The sequence below is a fragment of the Pseudomonas sp. CBZ-4 genome, from assembly GCF_000346755.1.
GTDB lineage: Bacteria > Pseudomonadota > Gammaproteobacteria > Pseudomonadales > Pseudomonadaceae > Aquipseudomonas.
Map to the genome: position 1 here is coordinate 1 of NZ_ANNV01000023.1, position 22,021 is coordinate 22,021.

19 protein-coding genes are annotated in these 22,021 nt (G+C 62.2%); 11 read left to right on the forward strand and 8 right to left on the reverse strand.

Translation table 11 applies throughout. The features are described from left to right. Positions 1-304: 304 nt before the first annotated feature. The 9 genes from B348_RS0102930 (at position 305) to B348_RS0102970 (ending at position 10,408) form a co-directional block, all read left to right on the forward strand. Positions 305-1,612: a CitMHS family transporter gene (locus tag B348_RS0102930; protein ID WP_017734668.1), complete on the forward strand. Its 1,308-nt coding sequence runs from the start codon at positions 305-307 to the stop codon at positions 1,610-1,612. A 65-nt stretch (positions 1,613-1,677) separates the two neighbouring features. Continuing rightward, positions 1,678-2,445 (forward strand): TerC family protein, encoded by a 768-nt coding sequence (locus B348_RS0102935; RefSeq protein WP_017734669.1) that lies wholly within the window; start codon positions 1,678-1,680, stop codon positions 2,443-2,445. 210 nt (positions 2,446-2,655) lie between these two features. After that, positions 2,656-4,314, forward strand: a complete 1,659-nt coding sequence (locus B348_RS0102940) for a Na/Pi cotransporter family protein (RefSeq protein ID WP_017734670.1) — start codon at positions 2,656-2,658, stop codon at positions 4,312-4,314. A gap of 57 nt (positions 4,315-4,371) precedes the next feature. Further along, on the forward strand, positions 4,372-5,754 hold the full coding sequence (locus tag B348_RS0102945) for a pitrilysin family protein (protein WP_017734671.1): 1,383 nt from the start codon (positions 4,372-4,374) through the stop codon (positions 5,752-5,754). Between the two features lie 71 nt (positions 5,755-5,825). Continuing rightward, positions 5,826-6,857 carry a DUF5924 family protein gene (locus tag B348_RS0102950; RefSeq protein WP_017734672.1) on the forward strand — a complete coding sequence of 344 codons (1,032 nt, stop codon included), beginning with the start codon at positions 5,826-5,828 and terminating at the stop codon, positions 6,855-6,857. Between the two features lie 54 nt (positions 6,858-6,911). Next, entirely contained in the window at positions 6,912-8,060 is a 1,149-nt protein-coding gene (locus B348_RS0102955) for an ABC transporter permease (RefSeq protein WP_017734673.1), read from the forward strand. Then, positions 8,057-8,860: an ABC transporter ATP-binding protein gene (locus B348_RS0102960; protein ID WP_017734674.1), complete on the forward strand. Its 804-nt coding sequence runs from the start codon at positions 8,057-8,059 to the stop codon at positions 8,858-8,860. The genes B348_RS0102955 and B348_RS0102960 overlap by 4 nt, the downstream gene beginning before the upstream one ends. Before the next feature lies 1 nt (position 8,861). Beyond that, positions 8,862-9,800 carry an MlaD family protein gene (locus B348_RS0102965; RefSeq protein ID WP_017734675.1) on the forward strand — a complete coding sequence of 313 codons (939 nt, stop codon included), beginning with the start codon at positions 8,862-8,864 and terminating at the stop codon, positions 9,798-9,800. Then, a complete protein-coding gene (locus B348_RS0102970) occupies positions 9,797-10,408 on the forward strand; it encodes an ABC-type transport auxiliary lipoprotein family protein (RefSeq protein WP_017734676.1) in 612 nt (203 codons plus the stop codon). Before B348_RS0102965 ends, B348_RS0102970 begins: the two co-directional genes overlap by 4 nt. Positions 10,409-10,501: 93 nt before the next feature. Here B348_RS0102970 and B348_RS0102975 read toward each other — a convergent pair whose 3' ends face one another. From B348_RS0102975 to B348_RS0102995, 5 genes are all read right to left on the reverse strand, one after another. Continuing rightward, positions 10,502-11,731, reverse strand: coding sequence for a nucleoside recognition domain-containing protein (locus B348_RS0102975; RefSeq protein WP_017734677.1), 1,230 nt, complete (start codon positions 11,729-11,731; stop codon positions 10,502-10,504). Positions 11,732-11,828: 97 nt separating this feature from the next. After that, positions 11,829-13,160 (reverse strand): glutamate/aspartate:proton symporter GltP, encoded by a 1,332-nt coding sequence (gene gltP / locus B348_RS0102980; RefSeq protein WP_017734678.1) that lies wholly within the window; start codon positions 13,158-13,160, stop codon positions 11,829-11,831. 562 nt (positions 13,161-13,722) lie between these two features. Continuing rightward, positions 13,723-14,190 carry an inhibitor of vertebrate lysozyme family protein gene (locus B348_RS0102985; RefSeq protein WP_017734679.1) on the reverse strand — a complete coding sequence of 156 codons (468 nt, stop codon included), beginning with the start codon at positions 14,188-14,190 and terminating at the stop codon, positions 13,723-13,725. Positions 14,191-14,192: 2 nt separating this feature from the next. Beyond that, a complete protein-coding gene (locus tag B348_RS1000000130625) occupies positions 14,193-14,357 on the reverse strand; it encodes a DUF1328 domain-containing protein (RefSeq protein ID WP_003170804.1) in 165 nt (54 codons plus the stop codon). Positions 14,358-14,437: 80 nt separating this feature from the next. Next, positions 14,438-14,722, reverse strand: coding sequence for a hypothetical protein (locus tag B348_RS0102995; RefSeq protein ID WP_017734680.1), 285 nt, complete (start codon positions 14,720-14,722; stop codon positions 14,438-14,440). A 377-nt stretch (positions 14,723-15,099) separates the two neighbouring features. Between B348_RS0102995 and algB the strand changes: the two genes are divergently transcribed. Then, complete coding sequence (gene algB / locus B348_RS0103000; RefSeq protein WP_017734681.1) at positions 15,100-16,446, forward strand: sigma-54-dependent response regulator transcription factor AlgB; 1,347 nt, start codon at positions 15,100-15,102, stop codon at positions 16,444-16,446. Between the two features lie 10 nt (positions 16,447-16,456). Next, positions 16,457-18,244 carry a KinB sensor domain-containing domain gene (locus B348_RS0103005; RefSeq protein ID WP_026136511.1) on the forward strand — a complete coding sequence of 596 codons (1,788 nt, stop codon included), beginning with the start codon at positions 16,457-16,459 and terminating at the stop codon, positions 18,242-18,244. Here B348_RS0103005 and B348_RS0103010 read toward each other — a convergent pair. The 3 genes from B348_RS0103010 to B348_RS0103020 all read right to left on the reverse strand — a co-directional run bounded on the left by B348_RS0103010 (position 18,241) and on the right by B348_RS0103020 (position 22,014). Further along, a complete protein-coding gene (locus B348_RS0103010) occupies positions 18,241-19,017 on the reverse strand; it encodes an N-acetylmuramoyl-L-alanine amidase (RefSeq protein WP_017734683.1) in 777 nt (258 codons plus the stop codon). The two genes, B348_RS0103005 and B348_RS0103010, sit on opposite strands and share 4 nt — an antisense overlap. A gap of 88 nt (positions 19,018-19,105) precedes the next feature. Beyond that, positions 19,106-21,139, reverse strand: a complete 2,034-nt coding sequence (locus B348_RS0103015) for a GGDEF domain-containing protein (RefSeq protein WP_017734684.1) — start codon at positions 21,137-21,139, stop codon at positions 19,106-19,108. Further along, a complete protein-coding gene (locus B348_RS0103020; protein WP_017734685.1) occupies positions 21,136-22,014 on the reverse strand; it encodes an endonuclease/exonuclease/phosphatase family protein in 879 nt (292 codons plus the stop codon). The genes B348_RS0103015 and B348_RS0103020 overlap by 4 nt, the downstream gene beginning before the upstream one ends. Between the last annotated feature and the right edge of the window lie 7 nt (positions 22,015-22,021).

Consider the following 22,021-nt stretch of genomic DNA (forward strand, 5'->3'; position numbering starts at 1 on the left):
TGGCTGATACACCGCTATCGCAGGCAAGCCAGCTCCCACATTGAATCTCCATACACTTGCAGATAGTGCCTCTTCCCTTCATCACCTGTTTTCCCAGCGAAAGCTGGCTGAAAGCTTTCCCGTCTAGGATCGCCTCCAACTGCCGGCACCAGACCGGCTGTACACAACAACAATGGTGATTCCCGATGTCCGTCCGTACCCGCCTGTTCGCTCCAACTCCCCCCGTACGCCTCGTGCCTTTCGTTCTGCGCTGAGCCCCACCCGGTTCGCCATTCCCTAGCCGCGCTACGCCCGGAGTATTCCTATGCTGACTTTCCTTGGCTTTGCCATGGTCATCACGTTCATGTTCCTGATCATGACCAAGCGCCTGTCCGCGCTGATCGCCTTGATCATCGTGCCGATCCTGTTCGCGCTGTTCGGCGGTTTCGCGCCGGACATCGGCCCGATGATGCTTGCGGGCATCACCAAGCTGGCGCCGACCGGCGTGATGCTGATGTTCGCCATTCTCTACTTTGCCCTGATGATCGACTCCGGCCTGTTCGACCCGGCCGTGCGCAAGATCCTCAAGATGGTCAAGGGCGACCCGCTCAAGGTTTCGGTCGGCACCGCCGTGCTGGCCCTGGTCGTGTCCCTCGACGGTGACGGCGCCACCACCTACATGATCTGCGTGGCCGCCATGCTGCCGCTGTACCAGCGCATCGGCATGAGCCCGCGGATCATGGCCGGCCTGATCATTCTCGCCGGTGGCGTGATGAACATGACGCCTTGGGGTGGTCCGACTGCCCGCGCCGCCAGTGCGCTGCACGTGGACCCGTCGGACATTTTCGTGCCGATGATCCCGGCGATGGCCGCCGGCGCCGTCGCGATCCTGGTGATTGCCTACATGTACGGCCTGCGCGAACGTGCACGCCTGGGTGAATTGCACCTGCAAGGCGACGAGATCGACCACAGCGAAATCAGCGTGTCGCAATTCCCCGACGCCCGTCGTCCGAAACTGATCTGGTTCAACGGCGCCCTGACCTTGGCCCTGATGTGCACGCTGATCGCCGGCCTGTTGCCGCTGCCGGTGCTGTTCATGGTGGCGTTCAGTATCGCGATGATCGTCAACTACCCGTGCCTGCAAATGCAGAAAGACCGCGTCGCCGCCCACTCCGGCAGCGTATTGGCGGTAGTCGGGCTGATCTTCGCCGCGGGTATCTTCACCGGCATCCTGTCGGGCACCGGCATGGTCGACGCCATGTCCAAGAGCCTGCTGGCCGTCATCCCTGACGCGCTGGGCCCGTACCTGGCCGTGATCACCGCGCTGGTGAGCATGCCGTTCACCTTCTTCATGTCCAACGACGCGTTCTACTACGGCGTACTGCCAGTGCTCGCCGAAGCCGCCAGCCACTACGGCATCACTGCCGCCGAAATGGGCCGCGCGTCGATCGTCGGGCAACCTGTGCACTTGTTGAGCCCGCTGGTACCGTCGACTTACCTGCTGGTCGCGTTGGCGGGTATCGAATTCGGCGATCACCAGCGCTTCACCCTCAAGTGGGCAGTGCTGGTATGCCTGTGCATAATGGTCGCCGCGTTGCTGATGGGGATTATTCCGCTGTTCAGCACTCTATAATCGTACCAACTCAACCGCGCGGCGCTGCAGCTTGCGCGGTTTAACACTTGCTCAAAGGAATACACATGGAATGGCTGACCAATCCAGAGATCTGGATTGCCTTCTTCACCCTGACGGCCCTCGAGATCGTCCTGGGCATCGATAACATCATCATGATTTCGATCCTGGTCAGCCGCATGCCCAAGCATATGCAGGCCCGCACCCGGATCTTCGGCCTGGCCCTGGCCATGGTCACGCGAATCCTGTTGCTGCTGTCGATCACCTGGGTCATGCAACTGACCGCCGACCTGTTCGTGGTCTTCGGCCAGGGCATTTCCGGGCGCGACCTGATCCTGTTCTTCGGTGGCCTGTTCCTGCTGTGGAAAAGCTCCCAGGAGATGTACCACGCGCTGGAAGGCGAAGACGAAACCCACGAAGAACCGGGTGGCAAGGGTGGCAAGTTCATCTACACCATCATCCAGATCGCGATCATCGACATCGTGTTCTCCCTGGACTCCGTGATCACTGCGGTCGGCATGGTTTCCCATGTACCGGTCATGGTCGCGGCGATTGTCGTGGCGGTATTGGTGATGATGCTGGCTGCCGGCACCATCAGCGAATTCATCGACAAGCACCCGTCGCTGAAGATGCTCGCGCTGTCGTTCCTGCTGGTGGTGGGTACCGTGCTGATCGCCGAGTCGTTCGATGTGCACGTGCCAAAAGGCTACGTCTACTTCGCCATGGCGTTCTCCCTGGCGGTAGAAGCGGTGAACATCAAGATGCGCACCGCCATCGCGAAAAAGAAGAAGCAGCAGGATCCGGTGAAACTGCGCAAAGATATTCCGGGTCAATAAACCCGCGCCAGTCAAAAAGGGGCTTTTCAAGCCCCTTTTTCACGTCTGCAGAAAGCTGATTTCATGACAGTTTTGTTTCAATCACCCTTTCAGCTATGCAATGCTGGCGCGCACGCCATTCGCCAACTACAGCTTAAGTACAAGACGTAGAGCGGCACGCGGCAACTTTCCTACGCTTCTCTTGAAGCGCACCCACACGGGGGGCCGAGCATGCTGACCTTGCTCAATCTGCTTTCCGCGGTGACCCTGCTGATCTGGGGCACGCATATCGTCCGTACCGGCATCTTGCGGGTCTACGGCTCCAACCTGCGCCACGTCATCGGGCAGAACATGTCCAAGCGCTGGCTGGCGTTTGTCGCCGGTATCCTGGTGACCGCCATGGTGCAGAGCAGCAACGCCACGGCCATGCTGGTGACCTCGTTTGTCGGCCAAGGGCTGATGGGACTCATGCCCGCCCTGGCGACCATGCTCGGCGCCGACGTCGGCACTGCACTAATGGCGCGGGTGCTGACCTTTGACTTGTCCTGGCTGTCGCCGCTGCTGATCTTCCTCGGGGTGATTTTCTTCCTCTCGCGCAAACAGACGCGGGCCGGGCAGTTGGGCCGCGTCGGCATCGGCCTGGGCCTGATCGTGCTGGCCCTGCAATTGATCGTCGAAGCCGCCGGTCCCATTACCCACGCCCAAGGCGTCAAAGTCATCTTCGCCTCGCTGACCGGCGACATCCTGCTGGACGCCTTGGTCGGCGCCTTGTTCGCGATGATTTCCTACTCCAGCCTGGCTGCCGTCCTACTCACCGCCACCCTGGCCGGCGCCGGCGTGATCGGCTTGCACGTGGCCATCGGCCTGGTGATCGGCGCCAACATCGGCAGCGGCGTGCTGGCCTTCCTCAGCACCAGCATGCAGAACGCCGCCGGCCGCCAGGTGGCGCTGGGCAGCCTGCTGTACAAGTTGATTGGCCTGCTGCTGATCATCCCGGTGCTCGACCCGCTCGTACGCTGGATGGATGGTTTGGACTACGGCGTGCAGGGCATGGTCATCACCTTCCACCTGCTCTACAACGTCAGCCGCTGCCTGATCCTGCTGCCGACCATCGGCCCGATGGCGCGCCTGTGTGCCTGGTTGCTGCCCGAGCGCGAAGAACTCAACGGCAAGGCCAAACCCCGCCACCTCGACCTGACCGCACTGACCACGCCGAGCCTGGCACTGGCCAACGCCGCCCGCGAGACCCTGCGCCTGGGCGATCTGATCGACAACATGCTGACCTCGATGCAGGAAGTGCTGCGCGGCAAGCAAACCGCCATCACCCAGGCCATGCGCAGCCTCAGCGATGACGTCGAAGCGCTGTACAGCGCGATCAAACTCTACCTGGCGCAAATGCCCCGCGAAGACCTCAGCGAGCAAGACAGCCGGCGCTGGGCCGAGATCATCGAGCTGTCGATCAACCTCAAGCTGGCCGGCGACCTGATCGAACGCATGCTGCGCAAAGTCCAGCAGCAGAAAACCTCCCAGCGCCGCCAGTTCTCCGAGGTCGGCCTGGAAGAACTGTCCGACCTGCACAGCCAGTTGATTGCCAACCTGCGCCTGGGCCTGTCGGTGTTCCTCAGCGCCGACCCGGAAAGCGCCCGCCAACTGCTGCGCGAGAAGCGCCGTTTTCGCGCCCAGGAACGCCGCCTCGCCCACGCTCACGTCAGCCGCTTGCAGCGCAAGATCGTACAGAGCCTGGAGACCAGTTCCCTGCACCTGGAGCTGATTGCCGACATGAAACGTCTCAACTCGTTGTTTTGCAGCAGTGCCTATGTAGTGTTGGAAACGTCCGACACCGGCGCACTCTCCGCCGAAGATATTGCCGACATCACACATTCGCCCTGAACGTACGATGGCCCGTGAAGTCAGTTAACACTGACCACACTCGCCAGGAAGCCAGTTATGCGTCGCCTGTTGTTCATCTGCCTGCTCATGGGTTCTGCCCACGCCTTTGCCTTTGACCGCCTGCAAGTCGAGGGCTATACCTTGCCCAACGGCCTGCAATTGCTGCTCAAGCCGGGCACCGAGCGCGGGCATGTGGCGATTCGCCTGGTGGTCGGCGTCGGCCTGGATGACTTCGCCTGCGCGGACAAGGAACTGCCGCATCTGCTCGAACACCTGCTGTTCAGCGGCATCGACGGCGGCGGCGAAGGCGACCTGGAAGACCGCATGCAAGCCCTGGGCGGCGAGTGGAACGCCTACACCAGCAACGCCGACACCACCTTCGTGATCGAGGCCCCAGCGCAAAACCAGCGCAAGGTGCTCGACCTGCTGCTGGCGATCATCACCCGCACCGAACTGACCGACGCCAATATCAACGCGGCCAAGCAAGTGGTCGAGCGTGAGGACGGCGGCCATTACTCCCATCTGCAACGCCTGCTCGACCGCCAGGACCTCGGCCACACCGCCAGCAATCAACTCGCCGTCGAACTGGGGCTCAAATGCGCCGAACGTGCCGAAGTCGGCCAGTTGACCCGTGACCAGTTGGAGGACCTGCGCAAACACTGGTACGCCCCCAACAACATGACCCTGATCATCGTCGGCGACCTCGACAAACTGCTGCCGGCCTACCTGGAACGCACCTACGGCCAGCTCGACCCAGTCGATCCCACCGAACACCGTGAACTGCCGCAAATCCAGCACGCCGCCGCCAGCCAGCGCGAACTGATCCACGGCTGGGTCGGTGACAGCGCCAAGCTGCACTGGCTGTTCCCCGAACCGCTGCTGGACGACCAGCACGATGAAACCTACGACCTGCTCAAGGACTACCTCGACTGGGCGCTGTATCGCCAGCTACGCCTCAAGCACACCTTGTCCTACGGCCCCTGGAGCGAGCGTGAAGTGCTGGGCGGTGTCGGTTTCCTCAGCCTGAATGCCGACCTGGAGCGGGAAAATATCCCTGAGGCCGAGCACGTGCTGAAAAGCCTACAGGCGCAATTGCTCAAGGATGGCCTCGACCCGGCCGTGTTCGCACGCCTGCAACAAGCCGCCATCGCCCGCCAAGCCTGGGCCGTGCAGGGCAACAGCGCCCTGGCCGACTACTACTGGGCCGCCTCGGGCGACTACAACAACGGCCACTTCAGCGACCCGGTCAAACGTATCAAGGCGGTAAGCCTGGACCAGACCAACCGGGCCATGCGCCAAGTATTCAAGCAACCCGGCTACTGGCGCATCGAGAAACCGTTGCTGAGCTACGACACCCTCAGCTGGATCGGCGCCGGCATACTCGGGCTGATTGCCATTGTGTTGATCGGTGTGCGGCTTTATCGCAAACGGATCGCGTAATCGGCCACCGAGCACAGGGCTAAGACGTTATTCTGTCTGGGATTTTTCCTACAAAGACTGCGAACCGCCGAATGCTAAACCTGACCCGCATAATCACCCGCGTCCTCGAACTGATGAAGCGCTACCCAGGGGTGATTGCACTCGGCGGCTTTATCTCGGGGGTGTGCAGCTTCATTCTGGTGGATCGCCAGCAGGGCATGGCCAGCTGGATCGCGGTGATCATGCTGGTGAGCTGGCTGTGGCTGATGCTGGAAAACAGCTTCACCCAGCTGTTTACCAAAGTCTTCAAGCGCGAAATCCCCGAGCCGCTGCTGCGCTACGCGACCCAGATGATCCACCAGGAAAGTCTGTTTTTTGTATTGCCGTTCTTTTTCGTCACCACCGCCTGGAACAGCGGCCAATCGCTGTTCACCGGCTTGCTCGGCGCGGCGGCACTGGTGTCGATCGTCGATCCGCTGTACTACAAGTGGCTGGCGCCCAAGCGCTCGCTGTTCCTTGCGCTGCACACCCTGACCTTGTTCGCCGCGCTGCTCACCGCGCTGCCGATCATCCTGCACCTGACCACCGCCGAGAGTTACAAGCTGGCCCTGGGCGTGGCCATGGCGCTGTCGATCCCCAGCCTGGCAGTCAGCCTGCCGCTGCGCAGCCTCAAGGGCTGGGCGATGCTGTTGGGCGTGACGGCCGCGATTGGCTGCGCCGGCTGGTTCCTACGCAGCTGGGTACCACCGGCCACCCTGTGGATGACGGAAGTGGCCATCAGCACCCAGTTGCAAGACCGCACGCCGGGGGATGACCTCAAGGAAGTCACCGTCGCCCAACTGCGCAGTGACGGGCTGTACGCCTACACCGCGATCAACGCGCCGCGTGGCCTGGATGAGCGGATCTACCATGTGTGGAAATTCAACGGCAAAGAGGTCGACCGTATCCCCCTCGACATCCATGGCGGGCGCAAGGAAGGCTATCGCGCCTGGACCCACAAACAGAATTTCCCCGGTGATGCCGTGGGCCGCTGGCAAGTGCAAGTGCTCACCGAAGACGGCCAGGTGATCGGCGTGCTGCGCTTCAAAGTCATCGACACAGCACAAACGGACAACCCAAAGTAGGCAGGTTCGTGCTATTACGTAGGAATTGTGGATAGCCAAACAAGCTCGGAGCTTATGACCAGTAGTACCTCGGCCGGCGCAGCCCATCTCGATACGTCCTCCACGCCTGCGTTACTGCGGATTACGGGGGACTGGACGCTTGCCCACTACGCAGACCTGAAAAAGCTGTCGGACACGCTCGACGGCCAATACGACGCCGGCGCCCGCATCGACCTCAACGGCCTCGGCGCCCTGGATACCGCCGGCGCGTCACTGCTGGTGGAATTGCTCGGCCCCACGCGCATCGAGCAATCCGCCGAGCAGAGCGATTGCAGCCTGTCCGCCGCCGACCGCGCGCTGCTCAAGACCGTCTACCGCTCCCTCAATGATTTCTGCGTACCCGACAAAGCCCCGGAAGAAGCCACCGGCATCCAGGTGCTGGCGCGCATCGGCCGGGCGGTGGATAAAGTCTGGCAAGACAGCAAGCAACTGCTGGGCTTTATCGGCCTGATCCTCGAGACCTTCGCCCGGGGCATTTTCCGCCCCAAGCGCTGGCGCATCACGCCAATGGTCGCGCATATCGAACAGACCGGCCTCGACGCCGCGCCCATCGTCGCCTTGCTGACCTTTCTGGTGGGCGCCGTGGTGGCGTTTCTCGGCGCCACGGTGCTCAAGAGCTTTGGTGCGACGATTTTCACCGTGGACCTGGTGGCGTTCTCTTTCCTACGGGAATTCGGCGTATTGCTCACCGCGATCCTGATCGCCGGCCGCACCGCCAGTGCCTTTACCGCACAAATCGGCTCGATGAAGGCCAACGAAGAAATCGACGCCATCCGCACCCTCGGCCTCGACCCGATGGAGCTGTTGGTGCTGCCACGGGTGCTGGCACTGCTGGTGTCGCTGCCCATGCTGACGTTTCTGGCGATGCTCTCGGGGATTGTCGGCGGTGGCGTGGTGTGTGCCGTGGCGCTGGATATTTCGCCGGCGATGTTTCTCTCACTGCTCAAATCCGACATCGGCGTGCAGCATTTCCTCGTCGGCATGGTGAAAGCGCCGATCTTCGCCTTCCTGATCGCCGCCATCGGTTGCCTGGAAGGCTTCAAGGTCAGCGGCAGTGCCGAGTCAGTCGGCGCCCACACCACCTCCAGCGTGGTGCAATCGATCTTTGTGGTGATCGTGCTGGATGCGGTCGCCGCGCTGTTCTTCATGGAGATGGGCTGGTGAGTCGCTTACACCGTGCGCCCACTGAGGCGGTGATTGAAGTGCGCGGGCTGTGCAACCGCTTTGGCAGCCAGAGTGTGCATGAGAACCTCGACCTGGATTTGTACAAGGGCGAGATTCTCGCCGTGGTCGGTGGCTCCGGCAGCGGCAAGTCGGTGCTGCTGCGTAGCATCGTCGGCCTGCGCCGGCCCAGCGAAGGCGAGGTGCGGGTGTTTGGCAAGAACCTGCCGAGCCTCGCGGAGCATGAGCGTTCCCTGGTGGAACGGCGCTTCGGCGTGCTGTTCCAGAAGGGCGCGCTGTTCTCCTCGCTGACGGTGACCGAGAACGTCGCGCTGCCATTGATCGAGCACGCCGGCCTCAGCCGCCGCGACGCCGAGCACTTGGCGGCGGTCAAACTGGCCCTGGCCGGGTTGCCGTTGTCGGCGGCGGACAAATACCCAGCGTCGCTGTCCGGCGGCATGATCAAGCGCGCCGCCCTGGCCCGCGCCTTGGCCCTGGACCCGGACATCCTGTTCCTCGACGAACCCACCGCCGGCCTCGACCCGATTGGCGCGGCGCAATTCGACCAACTGATCCTGACCCTGCGTGACGCGCTGGGCCTGAGCGTGTTCCTGGTCACCCATGACCTCGACACGCTGTACACCATCACCGACCGCGTGGCGGTGCTGGCGCAGAAAAAAGTGCTGGTGGCGGACGCCATCGATGTCGTCTCGGAAACCGACGACGCCTGGATTTACGAATATTTCCACGGCCCCCGGGGCCGTGCGGCATTGGATGCCGCTCAACCGCTCAACGAGGTATGACATGGAAACCCGCGCCCATCATGTGATGATTGGTCTGTTCAGCGTGATCGTCGTGGTCGGCGCGATGCTGTTTGGCCTGTGGCTGGCCAAATCCAGCATCGACAGTGCCTTCCAGGATTACGAAGTGGTGTTCAACGAGGCGGTCAGCGGCCTGTCCCAGGGCAGCTCGGTGCAGTACAGCGGGATCAAGGTAGGCGACGTGATCAGCCTGCGCCTGGACCCCAAGGACCCGCGCCGCGTCCTCGCGCGCATCCGCCTGGCCGGGCAGACGCCGATCAAGGAAGACACCCAGGCCAAGCTGGCGCTGACCGGCATCACCGGCACCTCGATCATCCAGCTCAGCGGCGGCACGCCACAAAGCCCGGTGCTCAAGGGCAAGGACGGCAACCTGCCGGAAATCATCGCCTCGCCATCGCCCATCGCGCGCCTGTTGAACAACAGCAACGACCTGATGAGCAGCATCAACCTGCTGCTGCACAACGCCAACGCGTTGTTCTCGCGGGAGAACGTCGAGCGCCTGACCACCACCCTCGACAACTTGCAGCAAACCACCGGCGCCATCGCCGACCAGCGCGGCGACATCAAAGTGGTGATGCAGCAACTGATGCAGGTAAGCAAACAGGCCAGCGGCGCCCTGGAGCAAACCACCGTGCTGATGCGCAACGCCAACGGCCTGTTGAACGATCAAGGCAAGCAGGCGTTCAGCAGTGCCGAGCAGGCGATGAAATCCCTGGAAAAAAGCACCGCCACCATCAACACCTTGCTGACCGACAACAAGGACTCGGTGAACAGCGGCATGCAGGGCCTCAACGAACTGGCGCCGGCCGTGCGCGAACTGCGAGAAACCCTCGGCTCGCTGCGCGCCATCTCCCGCCGCCTGGAAGCCAACCCCAGCGGTTACCTGCTGGGCAGTGACAAGAACAAGGAGTTCACGCCATGAAGCGTGCATATCAACTGATCGTCCCTGTAGCCCTGGCCCTGGTGAGCGCGTGCTCGATCCTGCCCAAGCCCGACCCTTCGGACGTGTACCGCCTGGCGGCAGCCCCGGCGACCGTACAAGGCACGCAGGTCGCCTGGTCGCTGCGGGTAACCAAGCCCCAGACCAGCGAATTTCTCGACAGCCCGCGCATTGCCGTGGTGCCCAACGGTGACCTGATCAGCAGCTATGCCAATTCGCGCTGGAGCGATCCGTCGCCGGTGCTGTTGCGCAACCGCCTGCTGGACGGGTTCCAGCGCGATGGGCGGGTGACGTTGTTGAGTACCGACGACACCAACCTGCAAGCAGACTATGAACTGGGCGGGCAGTTGCAGGCCTTTCAGAGTGAGTACCGTGGCAATGCGGTGGAGGTGGTGATCCGCCTCGACGCACGACTGGTGCGTGGGAGTGATCAGCGGATTATTGCCAGCCGGCGGTTTGAGGTGCGGCAGCCGGTGGGGGATACCAAGGTGCCAGCGGTGGTGGCCGGGTTTGGCTTGGCGGGGGATCAGTTGAACAAGCAGGTGGTGGAGTGGGTGGTGCAGCAGGGCAATACAGCGCCGAAACGCTGAGGGCCTCTTCGCGGGCAAGCCCGCTCCCACATTTTTGATTTGTGAATACAGTCAAATGTGGGAGCTGGCTTGCCTGCGATAGCGATCCCAGCCTCAGCCAAAGAACCAGTAGCAAACTGCAATCGCCGCAACGACACCCGCCAACTCCGCCAGCAACGCACAGCCCACGGCATGCCTGGCCCGCTGAATCCCCACCGAACCAAAGTACACCGCCAACACATAGAAGGTGGTCTCGGTACTGCCCTGGATCGTCGCCGCCACCAGCGCCGGGAAGCTGTCCACGCCCTGGGTCTGCATGGTTTCGATCAGCATCGCCCGCGCGGCGCTGCCGGAGAACGGCTTGACCATTGCCGTCGGCAAGGCATCGACAAAACGCGTGTCCATGCCCGTCCAGGCCACCAGATGGCGAATGCCTTCCAGGCCGAATTCCAACGCCCCCGAGGCACGCAACACGCCGACCGCACACAGCATCGCCACCAGATACGGCAGCAGATTCTTGGCCACGTCGAAGCCTTCCTTGGCGCCTTCGACAAACGCCTCGTAGACCTTCACCTTGCGCAACGCGCCGATGATCAGGAACAGCATGATCAAACCAAACAGGGTGAGGTTGCCGAGGATCGACGAGAGGCTGGCCAGCGCGGTGGCGGAGAGGGTCGCCAGCAGCGCCATGAAGCCACCCAGCACCAGCGCGCCCGGGATCAGGTACGCGAGCACCACCGGGTCCCACAGGCGCAGGCGCTGCATGATCGCCACCGACAGCAGGCCCACCAGGGTCGAGGCGCTGGTGGCCAGCAGGATCGGCAGGAACACCAGCGTCGGGTCGGCGGCGCCTTGCTGGGCGCGGTACATGAAGATGGTCACCGGCAACAGCGTCAGCGAGGACGCGTTGAGCACCAGGAACAGGATCTGCGCGTTACTGGCGGTGTTGGGGATCGGGTTGAGTTCCTGCAAGGCCTTCATCGCCTTCAAGCCGATAGGCGTGGCGGCGTTGTCCAGGCCCAGGCCGTTGGCGGCGAAGTTGAGGGTGATCAAGCCGATGGCGGGGTGGCCAGCCGGCACTTCCGGCATCAGGCGGCGGAACAGCGGGCCGAGGGCCTTGGCCAGCCAATCGACGATGCCGGCTTTTTCAGCGATGCGTAGAAAACCCAGCCACAAGGTCAGGGTACCGAACAGCAGCACCATGACTTCCACCGACAGTTTGGCCATGGCGAAAATGCTTTCGACCATTGCCGAAAATATCCCGGCGTTACCGCCCACCAGCCACTGCACCAGCGCTGACACCATTGCCACGACAAAGAAGCCAAGCCACAGGCCATTGAGCATCAGTTAAATCCCCCGAATGATGGGGCGAATGATAGCGGGGCTGGCAGAAACGACAAACCCCGGATTTCCCGGGGTTTGTCTCACAGCGCTCGCGCTATCAGCTGCGCGTGGCCTGGGCGGCCGGAGCCGCGTCCTTGCTGCGCCAGTGCGGCAGGGAATTCCAGTAACGCTCGCCCTTGGCGTCGTCGTACATGCCTTCCCAACGCGCAATGACCAACACGGCCAGGGCGTTGCCGATCACGTTCAGGGCGGTACGTGCCATGTCCATGATGCGGTCGACACCGGCGATGAACGCCAGGCCTTCCAGCGGGATACCCACGCTGCCCAGGGTGGCCAACAGCACCACGAAGGACACGCCCGGTACACCGGCGATGCCTTTGGAGGTGACCATCAGGGTCAGCACCAGCATCAGTTGCTGGCCAACCGACAGGTCGATGCCATACAGCTGGGCGATAAAGATCGCCGCGATGCTCTGGTACAGGGTCGAACCGTCGAGGTTGAACGAGTAACCGGTCGGCACCACGAAGCTGCAGATGGCCTTCGGCGCGCCGTAGGCTTCCATCTTCTCGATCACGCGCGGCAGCACGGTCTCGGAGCTGGCGGTGGAGTAGGCCAGTACCAGCTCATCCTTGAAGATGCGCATCAGCTTGATCACCGAGAAGCCGAACAGGCGGGCGATCAGGCCGAGGATCACAAAGGCGAAGAACAGGATGGCGACGTAAACCAGGATCACCAGCTTGGCCAGCGGCAGCAGCGAGGCGAAGCCGAAGTTGGCCACGGTCACCGCGATCAGGGCGAAGACGCCGATCGGGGCGTACTTCATGATCATGTGGGTGACTTTGAACATGCTCTCGGACACGCCCTGGAACATGGTCACCAGCGGCTCGCGCAGGTCAGGCTTGAGGCTCGACAGGCCGAGGCCGAACAGCACCGAGAAGAAGATAATCGGCAGCATTTCACCACGGGCAACGGCGGCGAAGATGTTCGACGGGATCAGATTCAGGATGGTCTGGATGAACGCATGCTCGTGCTGCACTTCCGCAGCCGTGGCCTGGTATTTGGAGATATCGACCGTACCCAGGGTACTCATGTCGATGCCGGCACCCGGATGGAACAGGTTGGCCAGCAACAGGCCGACCACGATCGCGATGGTGGTGACGATCTCGAAGTAAAGGATGGTTTTGACGCCGATACGCCCGAGCTTCTTCGCGTCACCGACACCGGCAATGCCGACGATCAGCGAGGAAATCACAATCGGGATCACGATCATCTTGATCAGGCGGATAAAGATATCGCCCGCTGGCTGCAACACATTGCTGATCCACCAGGCTTTTTCAGCACTGAAATGGTTAAGCACTGCGCCGATTGCGATCCCCAACACCAAACCGATGAGGATCTGCCAGGCGAGGCTTAGCTTTGCCTTCTTCATGTCATTACCCTTACTTCAAGTGAACTCAAGGCAAATGCGCCAGCCGCAACGCTCGAAAGCGAAAAAGTGTGAGCATCTGCCTCCATGGAAGGTCACCGCAGCGTGGCCGAAATGGCTTACTGGCAGGCGAAAAAAGGCGCAACTATTCCGATGCAAGGGAGCGACGTCTAATGCCGTAAACGCCTACCCTATGCCGAATCGGCATGGCTTTTTTTCATAATAACTGTCCGAACGGTCAGTTCAAATGCGACAAATCGTCCGCCGAATATGCCGTGAACCTGCCAAAGCCGGCTCGCTCAGAGATTCAGCACGTCTTCGAAGGGTTGGCAGAAATGCCTGGGAATACTGCGCGGCAGTGTCGGAAATGTCCTATGGACCCGACGAAATTTTATCGATAGGTGGTCACGCCGACACACCAAGTAATGGTTGGAATCGGGCAAAAAGGAAATTTGCGGCTATGCGCGGTATGAGAAGCGGGGAATGAGAGTCACGAACCCGCCACAAGTTCAGCAAACCGTGGGTTTGTGAACTTGCGATCACTGATCAGGCCCGTCAAAGGGGCCTAGTACCAATTCGGGTCTTTCTTCAGCTGCTCCATCAGCAGCTTTTGCATGCCTGCATCCGGTTTACCGATAAAACGGTAATCGGCGTGCCGCGTCGGCGACTTGTCCGCCGGCAAGCCGGCCGGGACTTCTACCAACAGCGCGTAGGCATCGTCCTTGTCGAGGCTGAAGGCCACGATCAGGCGCTTGTTCAGGCAGGTGTCTGCAGTTTCGCAGAGCGGCCCGACCAAGTACTTGTCGCCGTCTTCTTCCACGGCATTCATTTGTTCAGCCGTACCCGACAGGTTCATCACCCATTCCGGCAGGCGCTCTTCTTTCTTCACCACGCCTTGCCAGGTCTGGCGGTATTGCGGGTCCGCACTGAGCAACTCGTTGGCGCGTGACTGGCCATCGTTGGCGGCCATCACCAAGCCGCTGCCGCCCAGCAGGGCGGCGGCAACCAGGGCTTTAAGAGACAAAGAGGTCATATTCAGCCTCGGCCACGACGACCAAAGAAGAACGAAGCGATAAACATCACCAGGAAGACCACAAACAGAATCTTGGCGATCCCCGTAGCGGTGCCCGCGATACCACCGAAGCCCAGGACTGCAGCCACAATGGCGATGATCAGAAATGTGATTGCCCAACTCAACATGGTGATTCTCCTTACGCTTTCTAAAGGGGTAACAACGGTGGTGCCGTACGGCCGCTCACGTGAGCGAGCGCTTTTCTTGCCTAGAACACCCAACGCTCTTGGACGGGCAGCTCGCCCAGGGTGGAATCCTGGTCGGCGACTCTCAATGGCGGGGCGGTTACATCGGCAGCCACGCTGCCAACGGAACGGAAATGGGTCTGGGTCTTCACGGAATGTTCGAAGTGCGGGACTTGTTGCTGACTCTGCTGCCAATGCTGCATCTGCTGGCCGCCAATCAACGTGACCATCAGGGCCAGGCTGGCGAACAGGCCTTGCTGCAAGCGCAGTGGCGATACGTGCAATTGGCTGAGGCTTGGGCGAGTCATGCTGTGGTGCTCCCGCATTCTGATTATTCGTTGAGAGGGATATTGCAGGGTGCATGCCAGCTTTTTTACAAAATAAAACTCAATAAAATCAATATGTTGCGAGATATCGAATAGGGAGGCACACAGCATCCTGCACGATGCCGCCCTGGGAGCCGTGCGAAATGCACGATCACCAGCGGTCGGATCAAGGGATAGAAAACACGCGACAGGTTGCCGAAGTGGCAAGACGACATGAAAACGCCATCAGACGGGGCTTTTCAGGAAACCATGCAGATACCTGCACGACGCTTCCTTTTATCGATCAGAATAAACCATGCAACTTGCCCGATTATTCTGGGACTAATCACCATCACTCATAGTTAAGGAGCGCGGCACAGATGGAATCAGCCAAGGAACTTCAAGGCCGTATTCTTTTAGTGGATGACGAATCCGCGATCCTGCGCACCTTCCGTTATTGCCTGGAAGATGAAGGCTACACCGTGGCCACCGCCAACAGCGCCGCCCAGGCCGATGCACTGATGCAACGCCAGGTGTTCGACCTGTGCTTCCTGGACCTGCGCCTGGGCGAAGACAACGGCCTCGATGTATTGGCGCAAATGCGTATACAGGCGCCGTGGATGCGCGTGGTGATCGTCACCGCGCATTCCGCCGTGGACACCGCCGTGGATGCGATCCAGGCCGGCGCCGCCGATTACCTGGTGAAACCGTGCAGCCCGGACCAATTGCGCCTGGCCACCGCCAAGCAGCTGGAAGTACGCCAACTGTCTGCGCGCCTGGAAGCGCTGGAAGGCGCGGTGCGCCAACCCAAAGACGGCCTCGACTCCCACAGCCCGGCGATGATGGTCGTGCTGGAAACCGCGCGCCAAGTCGCCGGGACCGACGCCAATATCTTGATCCTCGGCGAGTCGGGTACCGGTAAAGGCGAACTGGCCCGGGCCATCCACGGCTGGAGCAAGCGCGCAAAGAAATCCTGCGTGACCATCAACTGCCCGTCGCTGACCGCAGAACTGATGGAAAGCGAATTGTTCGGCCACAGCCGCGGCGCGTTTACCGGCGCCAGCGAAAGCACCCTGGGCCGGGTCAACCAGGCCGATGGCGGCACGCTGTTTCTTGACGAGATCGGCGACTTTCCCCTCACGTTGCAGCCGAAGTTGTTGCGCTTCATCCAGGACAAGGAATACGAGCGCGTGGGCGACCCGGTCACCCGCCGCGCCGATGTGCGCATCCTTGCCGCCACCAACCTGAACCTGGAAGACATGGTGCGCGACGGCCGCTTCCGGGAAGACTTGCTGTACCGTCTCAACGTCATCACCTTGCACCTGCCGCCGCTGCGTGAGCGCAGCGAAGACATCCTGACCCTGGCCGATCGCTTCCTGGCACGCTTCGTCAAGGAATACGCACGGCCGGCACGCGGCTTCAGTGATGAAGCCCGCGAGGCGCTGCTCAACTATCGCTGGCCGGGCAATATCCGCGAGCTGCGCAACGTGGTGGAACGCGCGAGCATCATCTGCCCGCAGGAGAAGGTGGAAATCAGCCACCTCGGCATGGCCGAACAACCCACCCACAATGCCCCGCGTATCGGCGCGGCGTTGAGCCTGGACGAGCTGGAGAAAGCCCACATCGGCGCCGTGCTGGCCACCGCCGACACCCTGGACCAGGCGGCCCGCACCCTGGGTATCGACGCCTCGACCCTGTACCGCAAACGCAAACAGTACAACCTGTGAGCTGTACCTTATGAAGTTAGCGATGAAGCTGCGGACTCGCTTGTTCCTGAGTATCTCAGCGTTGATCACCGTCGCCCTGCTGGGCCTGATCCTGGGCCTGGTCAGCGTCATGCAAATGGCCAAGACCCAGGAGTCGCTGATTCGCAGCAACTTCATCACCCTGGACCTGGGTCTCAAGCTGCGCCAGAGCCTGGGCGACCAACTGATGATGATGTTGGAGCAGCGCCCCGATCCTGCGGCTCTGCAAGCGTCGAAACAGCACTACTTCGACCTGCTGGACCAGGGCATCGCCCATGAACAGCGCGACGGTCACGGCACCGGCTTCAGCCAGGCCCGGGGCGAGTACCAGAACCTGCTGGACGCGTTTGACCAATCCCAGCAGGCCTCGCCACCGCCAGGCACCAAGGACAAGCTCACCGACACCTTCAACGTGCTGCGCAACGGCCTGATCGCCGAACACAAGCAGGCGCTGGAAAACATCAGCACCAGCGAACACAAATCCCGTGAGCGCGCCTTGCTCATTGCCGGCTTGTTGGGCCTGGTCGGGCTGGCTGTGCTGATCATCGGCTTTGTCACCGCCCATGGCATCGCCCGGCGTTTTGGCGGGCCTATCGAGGCGCTGGCCAAGGCGGCGGACAAGATCGGTCAGGGTGATTTCGAAGTGACGCTGCCGATCTCGTCAGCGGCGGAGATGAACCAACTGACACGTCGTTTCGGCATCATGGCCGAAGCCTTGCGCCAGCATCAGGCGACCAATGTCGATGAATTGCTCGCCGGCCAGCAACGCCTGCAAGCCGTGCTCGACAGCATCGACGATGGCCTGCTGATGATCGACCGCCAAGGCCGCCTGGAGCACCTCAACCCGGTGGCACAGCGCCAATTGGGCTGGGATGAGGAACGCCTCGGCCAGGGGTTGGGCGAAGCCTTGATGCGCCCCGAACTGGATGAGCAACTGCAACTGGTGCTGCGCGGCGGCAACCTGGAGCGCGCACCGGAAGACCTGGAAGTGGAAGTCGAAGGTGAACTGCGCCTGCTGACCTACAGCCTCACGCCCGTGAGTCATACCGAGGGGCATATCCTCGGCGCAGTGATGGTGCTGCATGACGTCACCGAACAGCGCGCCTTTGAACGGGTGCGCAGCGAGTTCGTGCTGCGTGCCTCCCATGAGCTGCGTACACCGGTGACCGGCATGCACATGGCGTTCGGTCTGTTCCGCGAGCGCGCGAAGTTTCCGGCGGACTCCCGCGAGGCGGACCTGCTGGACACGGTCAATGAAGAAATGCAGCGCCTGATGCAGTTGATCAACGACTTGCTCAACTTCTCGCGCTACCAGAACGGCCTGCAAAAACTCACCCTGGGGCCGTGTGACGTGAACGATCTGCTTGAGCACGCGCGTGCGCGCTTCACGGAACTGGCCAATGCGCAGAACATCGAACTGCTGGTAGAAGCGCAGGCCGACCTGCCACGCCTGTACGCCGACCAGCCGCAACTGGAGCGTGTGCTCGACAACCTGCTGGCCAACGCCCTGCGCCATACCGCCGAGGGTGGGCAGATTCGCCTGCAGGCGCGGCGGCATGGGGAGCGGGTGATTGTCAGCGTCGAGGACAACGGCGAAGGCATCGCCTATGGCCAGCAAGGGCGCATTTTCGAACCCTTCGTCCAGGTGGGCCGCAAGAAAGGCGGCGCCGGCCTGGGGCTGGCGCTGTGCAAGGAGATCGTGCAGCTGCACGGCGGCCGCATGGGTGTGTATTCGCGGCCGGGGCAGGGGACGCAGTTCTATATGGCGCTGCCGCTTTAACGACGGTTCAAGGCCCGCAGGATCGCGGCACTCTCGGCGTCGGGCGTGCCATCAAACAGCGACGGTCGGAAGTGCATCTGGAACGCTGCAATCACATGGCGCGTAGCCACATCCAACTCGCCGGTCTGCGGTGTCTGGTAGCCCAGGCGGGCTAGCTCTTCCTGGAACCAGGTAATGCTCGGCAGGTCAGCGGCGTATTGCACCTGGAACCGCGCCACCGCCTGGGCGTCCGGCCATACTCCCAGGCCTTCCTCGGCCAAGCGCTTCCACGGAAACAACGGGCCCGGGTCCAGCTTGCGCAGCGGCGCAATATCGCTATGGCCAATGATGTTCTTCGGGTCGATGCCATTACGCTTGCTGATGTCCTTGAGCAACACCACCAGCGACTTTACCTGCGCTTCGGAATACGGATACCACACGCGCCCCGTCGGCGTGTCGCGATAGCCTGGGTTGACGATTTCGATGCCGATGGAGCTGGAGTTGAGCCAGGTGCGGCCCATCCACTCGCTTTCCCCGGCGTGCCAGGCGCGCTGGCTCTCATCCACCAGCTTGTAGATCTTGCCCGAGGCGTCGTCGCCAATCAGGTAGTGGCTGCTGACCTGGCCGCGGGTCAGCAGTGCCAGGGAGCGCTCAAGGTCGGTGGAGGTGTAGTGGACGATCACGAACTGCACGCGGTTGTCGTGGTTCGCAGAAGGATGGCTGGTGTCCAGGCGCGGGCCGCTGGCGCAACCCGCAAGCAGAAGAAACACAAAGGCAATGGATAAGGATTTCATGGCAGAAGGCAGTACGCTGAAGACGATAATGCAACAGTGTAACGTACCGATTGTGACGCGGCGCTCAAATCACATAATGGAACATCTTTTACGCCGCCTGTACGCGGTTGCGTCCCGCCGCCTTGGCCCGATACAACGCCGCATCGGCGCGCTTGAGCGCCAGGTCGCTGCGCTCGCCCGGCATGAACTGCGCTACGCCCATAGACACGGTGACCGTCACCGGCTCGCCTTTGAAGTGGAACGGGCACGCCTCGATGGCTGCACGCAGCACCTCGCCCACCGCCAGCGCATCCGCCAGGGATGAGTTGGGCATCAGCAAGACAAACTCTTCGCCACCAAAACGTGCGATGAAATCGGTCGAACGCAGGCGCTTGCGCAGGACGTTGGCGATGATTTTCAGCACCTTGTCGCCCGCCAGATGGCCGTAACCGTCGTTGATCCGCTTGAAGTGGTCCAGGTCGAGCATCGCCAGCGACAGGCTGTTGCCGTGCTGGTGCCAGGCATTGACCTCGTGGTCCAGGCGCTCGCTCCAGGCCGCGCGGTTGGGCAGCCCGGTGAGCGGATCGAGCAGGGCTTTCTGGCGCTGCACTTCCAGGTGTTCGCGATAGCCCTGGGCTTCCTGTTCCATGTTCGCCACCCGTTCGGCCAGGCCTTTCAAGCGCGCCGCAACTTCCTGCTCACGCTGGTCGCGTTGCTGCTGGTGCTGGTCCATGGTGCCGAGCAGGCCTTCCAGATGGCTTTCCAGCACGTGCTTGAGGCTGTCCAGGTCAGCCGCTTCCTGCACACTGCTTTGCAGGCCATCGACTTGCTCACGGATCTGCGTATCCAGCTCGCGGGCGGCGTCACGGCTGTCGGCATGCCCGTCGCTGGCCACTTGCAGATGACCCTGGAACGCTTCAAGGCGCTCGTTGAGCTGCTTGAGATAGGCCTCGAACTCGTGCTGGCCGCTGTCGGTGATCGCCAGCATCAACACCGCTAGGTCATCGAGGATCGGCAGCAGTTCATACCAGTTCAAGCCGTGGGCCAGGCGCTCGCGCATCGCCTCGGCCTGTGGCCGGTGGCGCTCGGGCAGCGACAGGTCTTCGAGCAGGCCGAGCAAGGTGTCTTCGATATGCTTGGCCACGGAGCTGTAGGACGGCTCGGGCGAGTCGGGCAGGGCGTAGATGCCCTCTGATTGCAGCTCGTCGGGGTCGGCAGGCGCCAGCACCGGCGGCAACGACAGGCTGCCGATGACGGTCTGCTCCGGTGCTTCGATTGGCGCCTGCGGCGCTTCGACAAAGGTGGCGAGTGCGCTTTCGGCGACAGGCGCTTCGGCCTGCGGCTCGGGCGGCTCGGGCTCGGGCGCAGCGACAGGCGCCGCAGCGTGGACCGGCGCGTCAGCTACAACCGCTGGCTTGGCGACCTCGACCACCGGGGCAGGAGGTACAGGTGCGGGTGCAACTTGCGGCAGCGGTGCGAACGCCCGCAGCGCCTCGGACAACTCTTCAGATTGCGCGGGCTCCTGGGGCACAGGCTCGGGCGCAGGCTTCGCAGCAGTGGGTGGCACGGCAGCAACCGCCGCAGGCTCGCTCACCGGCGCCTCATTGACGACGTCCTTGCCACCAAACAAGCGTTGCAGCAGCCCAGGCCCGGGACGCGCGGTTTCGCCATCCGGCTCCAGGTTATCCAGCGCCTGCCCTTGCAGGCTGCTCAACTCACTGAGCAACAGCGGGATCTCGCGCGCCTGGCCCACTCGGCTGTCCAATTGCTTGGCGAAGGTTTTCAGCGGGCGCGCAACGTCACGGGGCAACGGCAGTTTTTGCAGCTGCGCGACCAGTGCCGTCAGCGCGGTGCTGATCTGCTCGACCCGGGTTTCGCGGCGCTGCTCGGAATCCAGCACGGCCTTTTCCAGGCGTGGCAGCAGGGCGGCGAGGGCGGCGTCCATGTCGTCGGTGCGCACCACGTCGCGCATTTCCTTCATGCATTGGTCGACCGCGCGGTCGGTGCCTTCCGCCGCCAGCGTGCTGCGCACCAGCCCTCGGCGCAGCAGGTCGAGGCGGGCAGCCCAACGGCGTTCGAGCTTTTCTTGTTGCTCGATGCTTAACAGGTATTTTTCTTTCCAGCGCTGGGCGTCGTCGCTCATGCAAGGGGTCCGCGGGGGCCAGGGCTCAACGCGGGCAATGCATCGGCCGTGAGCGAACCCGGCAGGCGAATCTCTACCGCGACCGGCAGGTGGTCGGAAATGGGCTGCGCCAGTACCTGCACGCTTTCGAGCGTGAGGGTCGGGCTCAGCAGGATATGGTCCAGGCAACGTTGCGGGCGCCAGCTGGGAAACGTGGCTTCGACTTGCGGCGCCAGTAACCCGAGGTCCCGCAGCGGGGAATTGTTCAGCAGGTCGCTGGCGTGGGTATTCATGTCACCCATCAGCACCTGGTGTTTGTAGTTGCCGATCAGCTCGCGGATGTAGGCCAGTTGCATCGTGCGGGTGCGTGCACCCAACGCCAGATGCATCATCACCACCACCAGGGCTTCAGGGCCTTCGCCAAATCGCACGAGGATCGCGCCGCGCCCCTTGGGGCCGGGCAGCGGGTGATCTTCGATCGCCCATGGCTTCAAGCGACTGAGCACGCCATTGCTGTGCTGGCCCAGACGCCCGAGGTTGCGGTTGAGCTGCTGGTACCAGTAGGGGAAAGCCCCAAGCTGCGCCAGGTGCTCGACCTGATTGACGTAACCGGAGCGGATGCTGCCGCCGTCGGCTTCCTGCAAGGCGACCAGGTCGAAGTCGCTCAGCAGGTTGCCGATTTTCTGCAGGTTGCCGGCGCGCCCGTTGTGGGGCAGCAGGTGCTGCCAGCCACGGGTGAGGTAGTGCCGGTACTTCTCGGTACTGATGCCCACCTGGATGTTGAAGCTAAGCAGGCGCAACCGGCTGTCGGCCGGCAGGCCCGTGGATTCCAGGTGGTGCTCGTTGACCTGCGGATCATGCAGGCCAACCACACGTTCAGTCCCCCAGCGGCGCATGGCGGGC

Coding starts and splice junctions, on each gene's coding strand:
- B348_RS0103020 (WP_017734685.1), bottom strand. CDS start 22,014: ATGCGCCGCTGGGGGACTGAACGTGTGGTTGGCCTGCATGATCCGCAG.
- B348_RS1000000130625 (WP_003170804.1), bottom strand. CDS start 14,357: ATGTTGAGTTGGGCAATCACATTTCTGATCATCGCCATTGTGGCTGCA.
- B348_RS0102955 (WP_017734673.1), top strand. CDS start 6,912: ATGACCAGTAGTACCTCGGCCGGCGCAGCCCATCTCGATACGTCCTCC.
- B348_RS0102945 (WP_017734671.1), top strand. CDS start 4,372: ATGCGTCGCCTGTTGTTCATCTGCCTGCTCATGGGTTCTGCCCACGCC.
- B348_RS0102970 (WP_017734676.1), top strand. CDS start 9,797: ATGAAGCGTGCATATCAACTGATCGTCCCTGTAGCCCTGGCCCTGGTG.
- B348_RS0102930 (WP_017734668.1), top strand. CDS start 305: ATGCTGACTTTCCTTGGCTTTGCCATGGTCATCACGTTCATGTTCCTG.
- algB (WP_017734681.1), top strand. CDS start 15,100: ATGGAATCAGCCAAGGAACTTCAAGGCCGTATTCTTTTAGTGGATGAC.
- B348_RS0103010 (WP_017734683.1), bottom strand. CDS start 19,017: ATGAAATCCTTATCCATTGCCTTTGTGTTTCTTCTGCTTGCGGGTTGC.
- B348_RS0102950 (WP_017734672.1), top strand. CDS start 5,826: ATGCTAAACCTGACCCGCATAATCACCCGCGTCCTCGAACTGATGAAG.
- gltP (WP_017734678.1), bottom strand. CDS start 13,160: ATGAAGAAGGCAAAGCTAAGCCTCGCCTGGCAGATCCTCATCGGTTTG.
- B348_RS0102975 (WP_017734677.1), bottom strand. CDS start 11,731: ATGCTCAATGGCCTGTGGCTTGGCTTCTTTGTCGTGGCAATGGTGTCA.
- B348_RS0103005 (WP_026136511.1), top strand. CDS start 16,457: ATGAAGTTAGCGATGAAGCTGCGGACTCGCTTGTTCCTGAGTATCTCA.
- B348_RS0102985 (WP_017734679.1), bottom strand. CDS start 14,190: ATGACCTCTTTGTCTCTTAAAGCCCTGGTTGCCGCCGCCCTGCTGGGC.
- B348_RS0102965 (WP_017734675.1), top strand. CDS start 8,862: ATGGAAACCCGCGCCCATCATGTGATGATTGGTCTGTTCAGCGTGATC.
- B348_RS0102940 (WP_017734670.1), top strand. CDS start 2,656: ATGCTGACCTTGCTCAATCTGCTTTCCGCGGTGACCCTGCTGATCTGG.
- B348_RS0103015 (WP_017734684.1), bottom strand. CDS start 21,139: ATGAGCGACGACGCCCAGCGCTGGAAAGAAAAATACCTGTTAAGCATC.
- B348_RS0102995 (WP_017734680.1), bottom strand. CDS start 14,722: ATGACTCGCCCAAGCCTCAGCCAATTGCACGTATCGCCACTGCGCTTG.
- B348_RS0102935 (WP_017734669.1), top strand. CDS start 1,678: ATGGAATGGCTGACCAATCCAGAGATCTGGATTGCCTTCTTCACCCTG.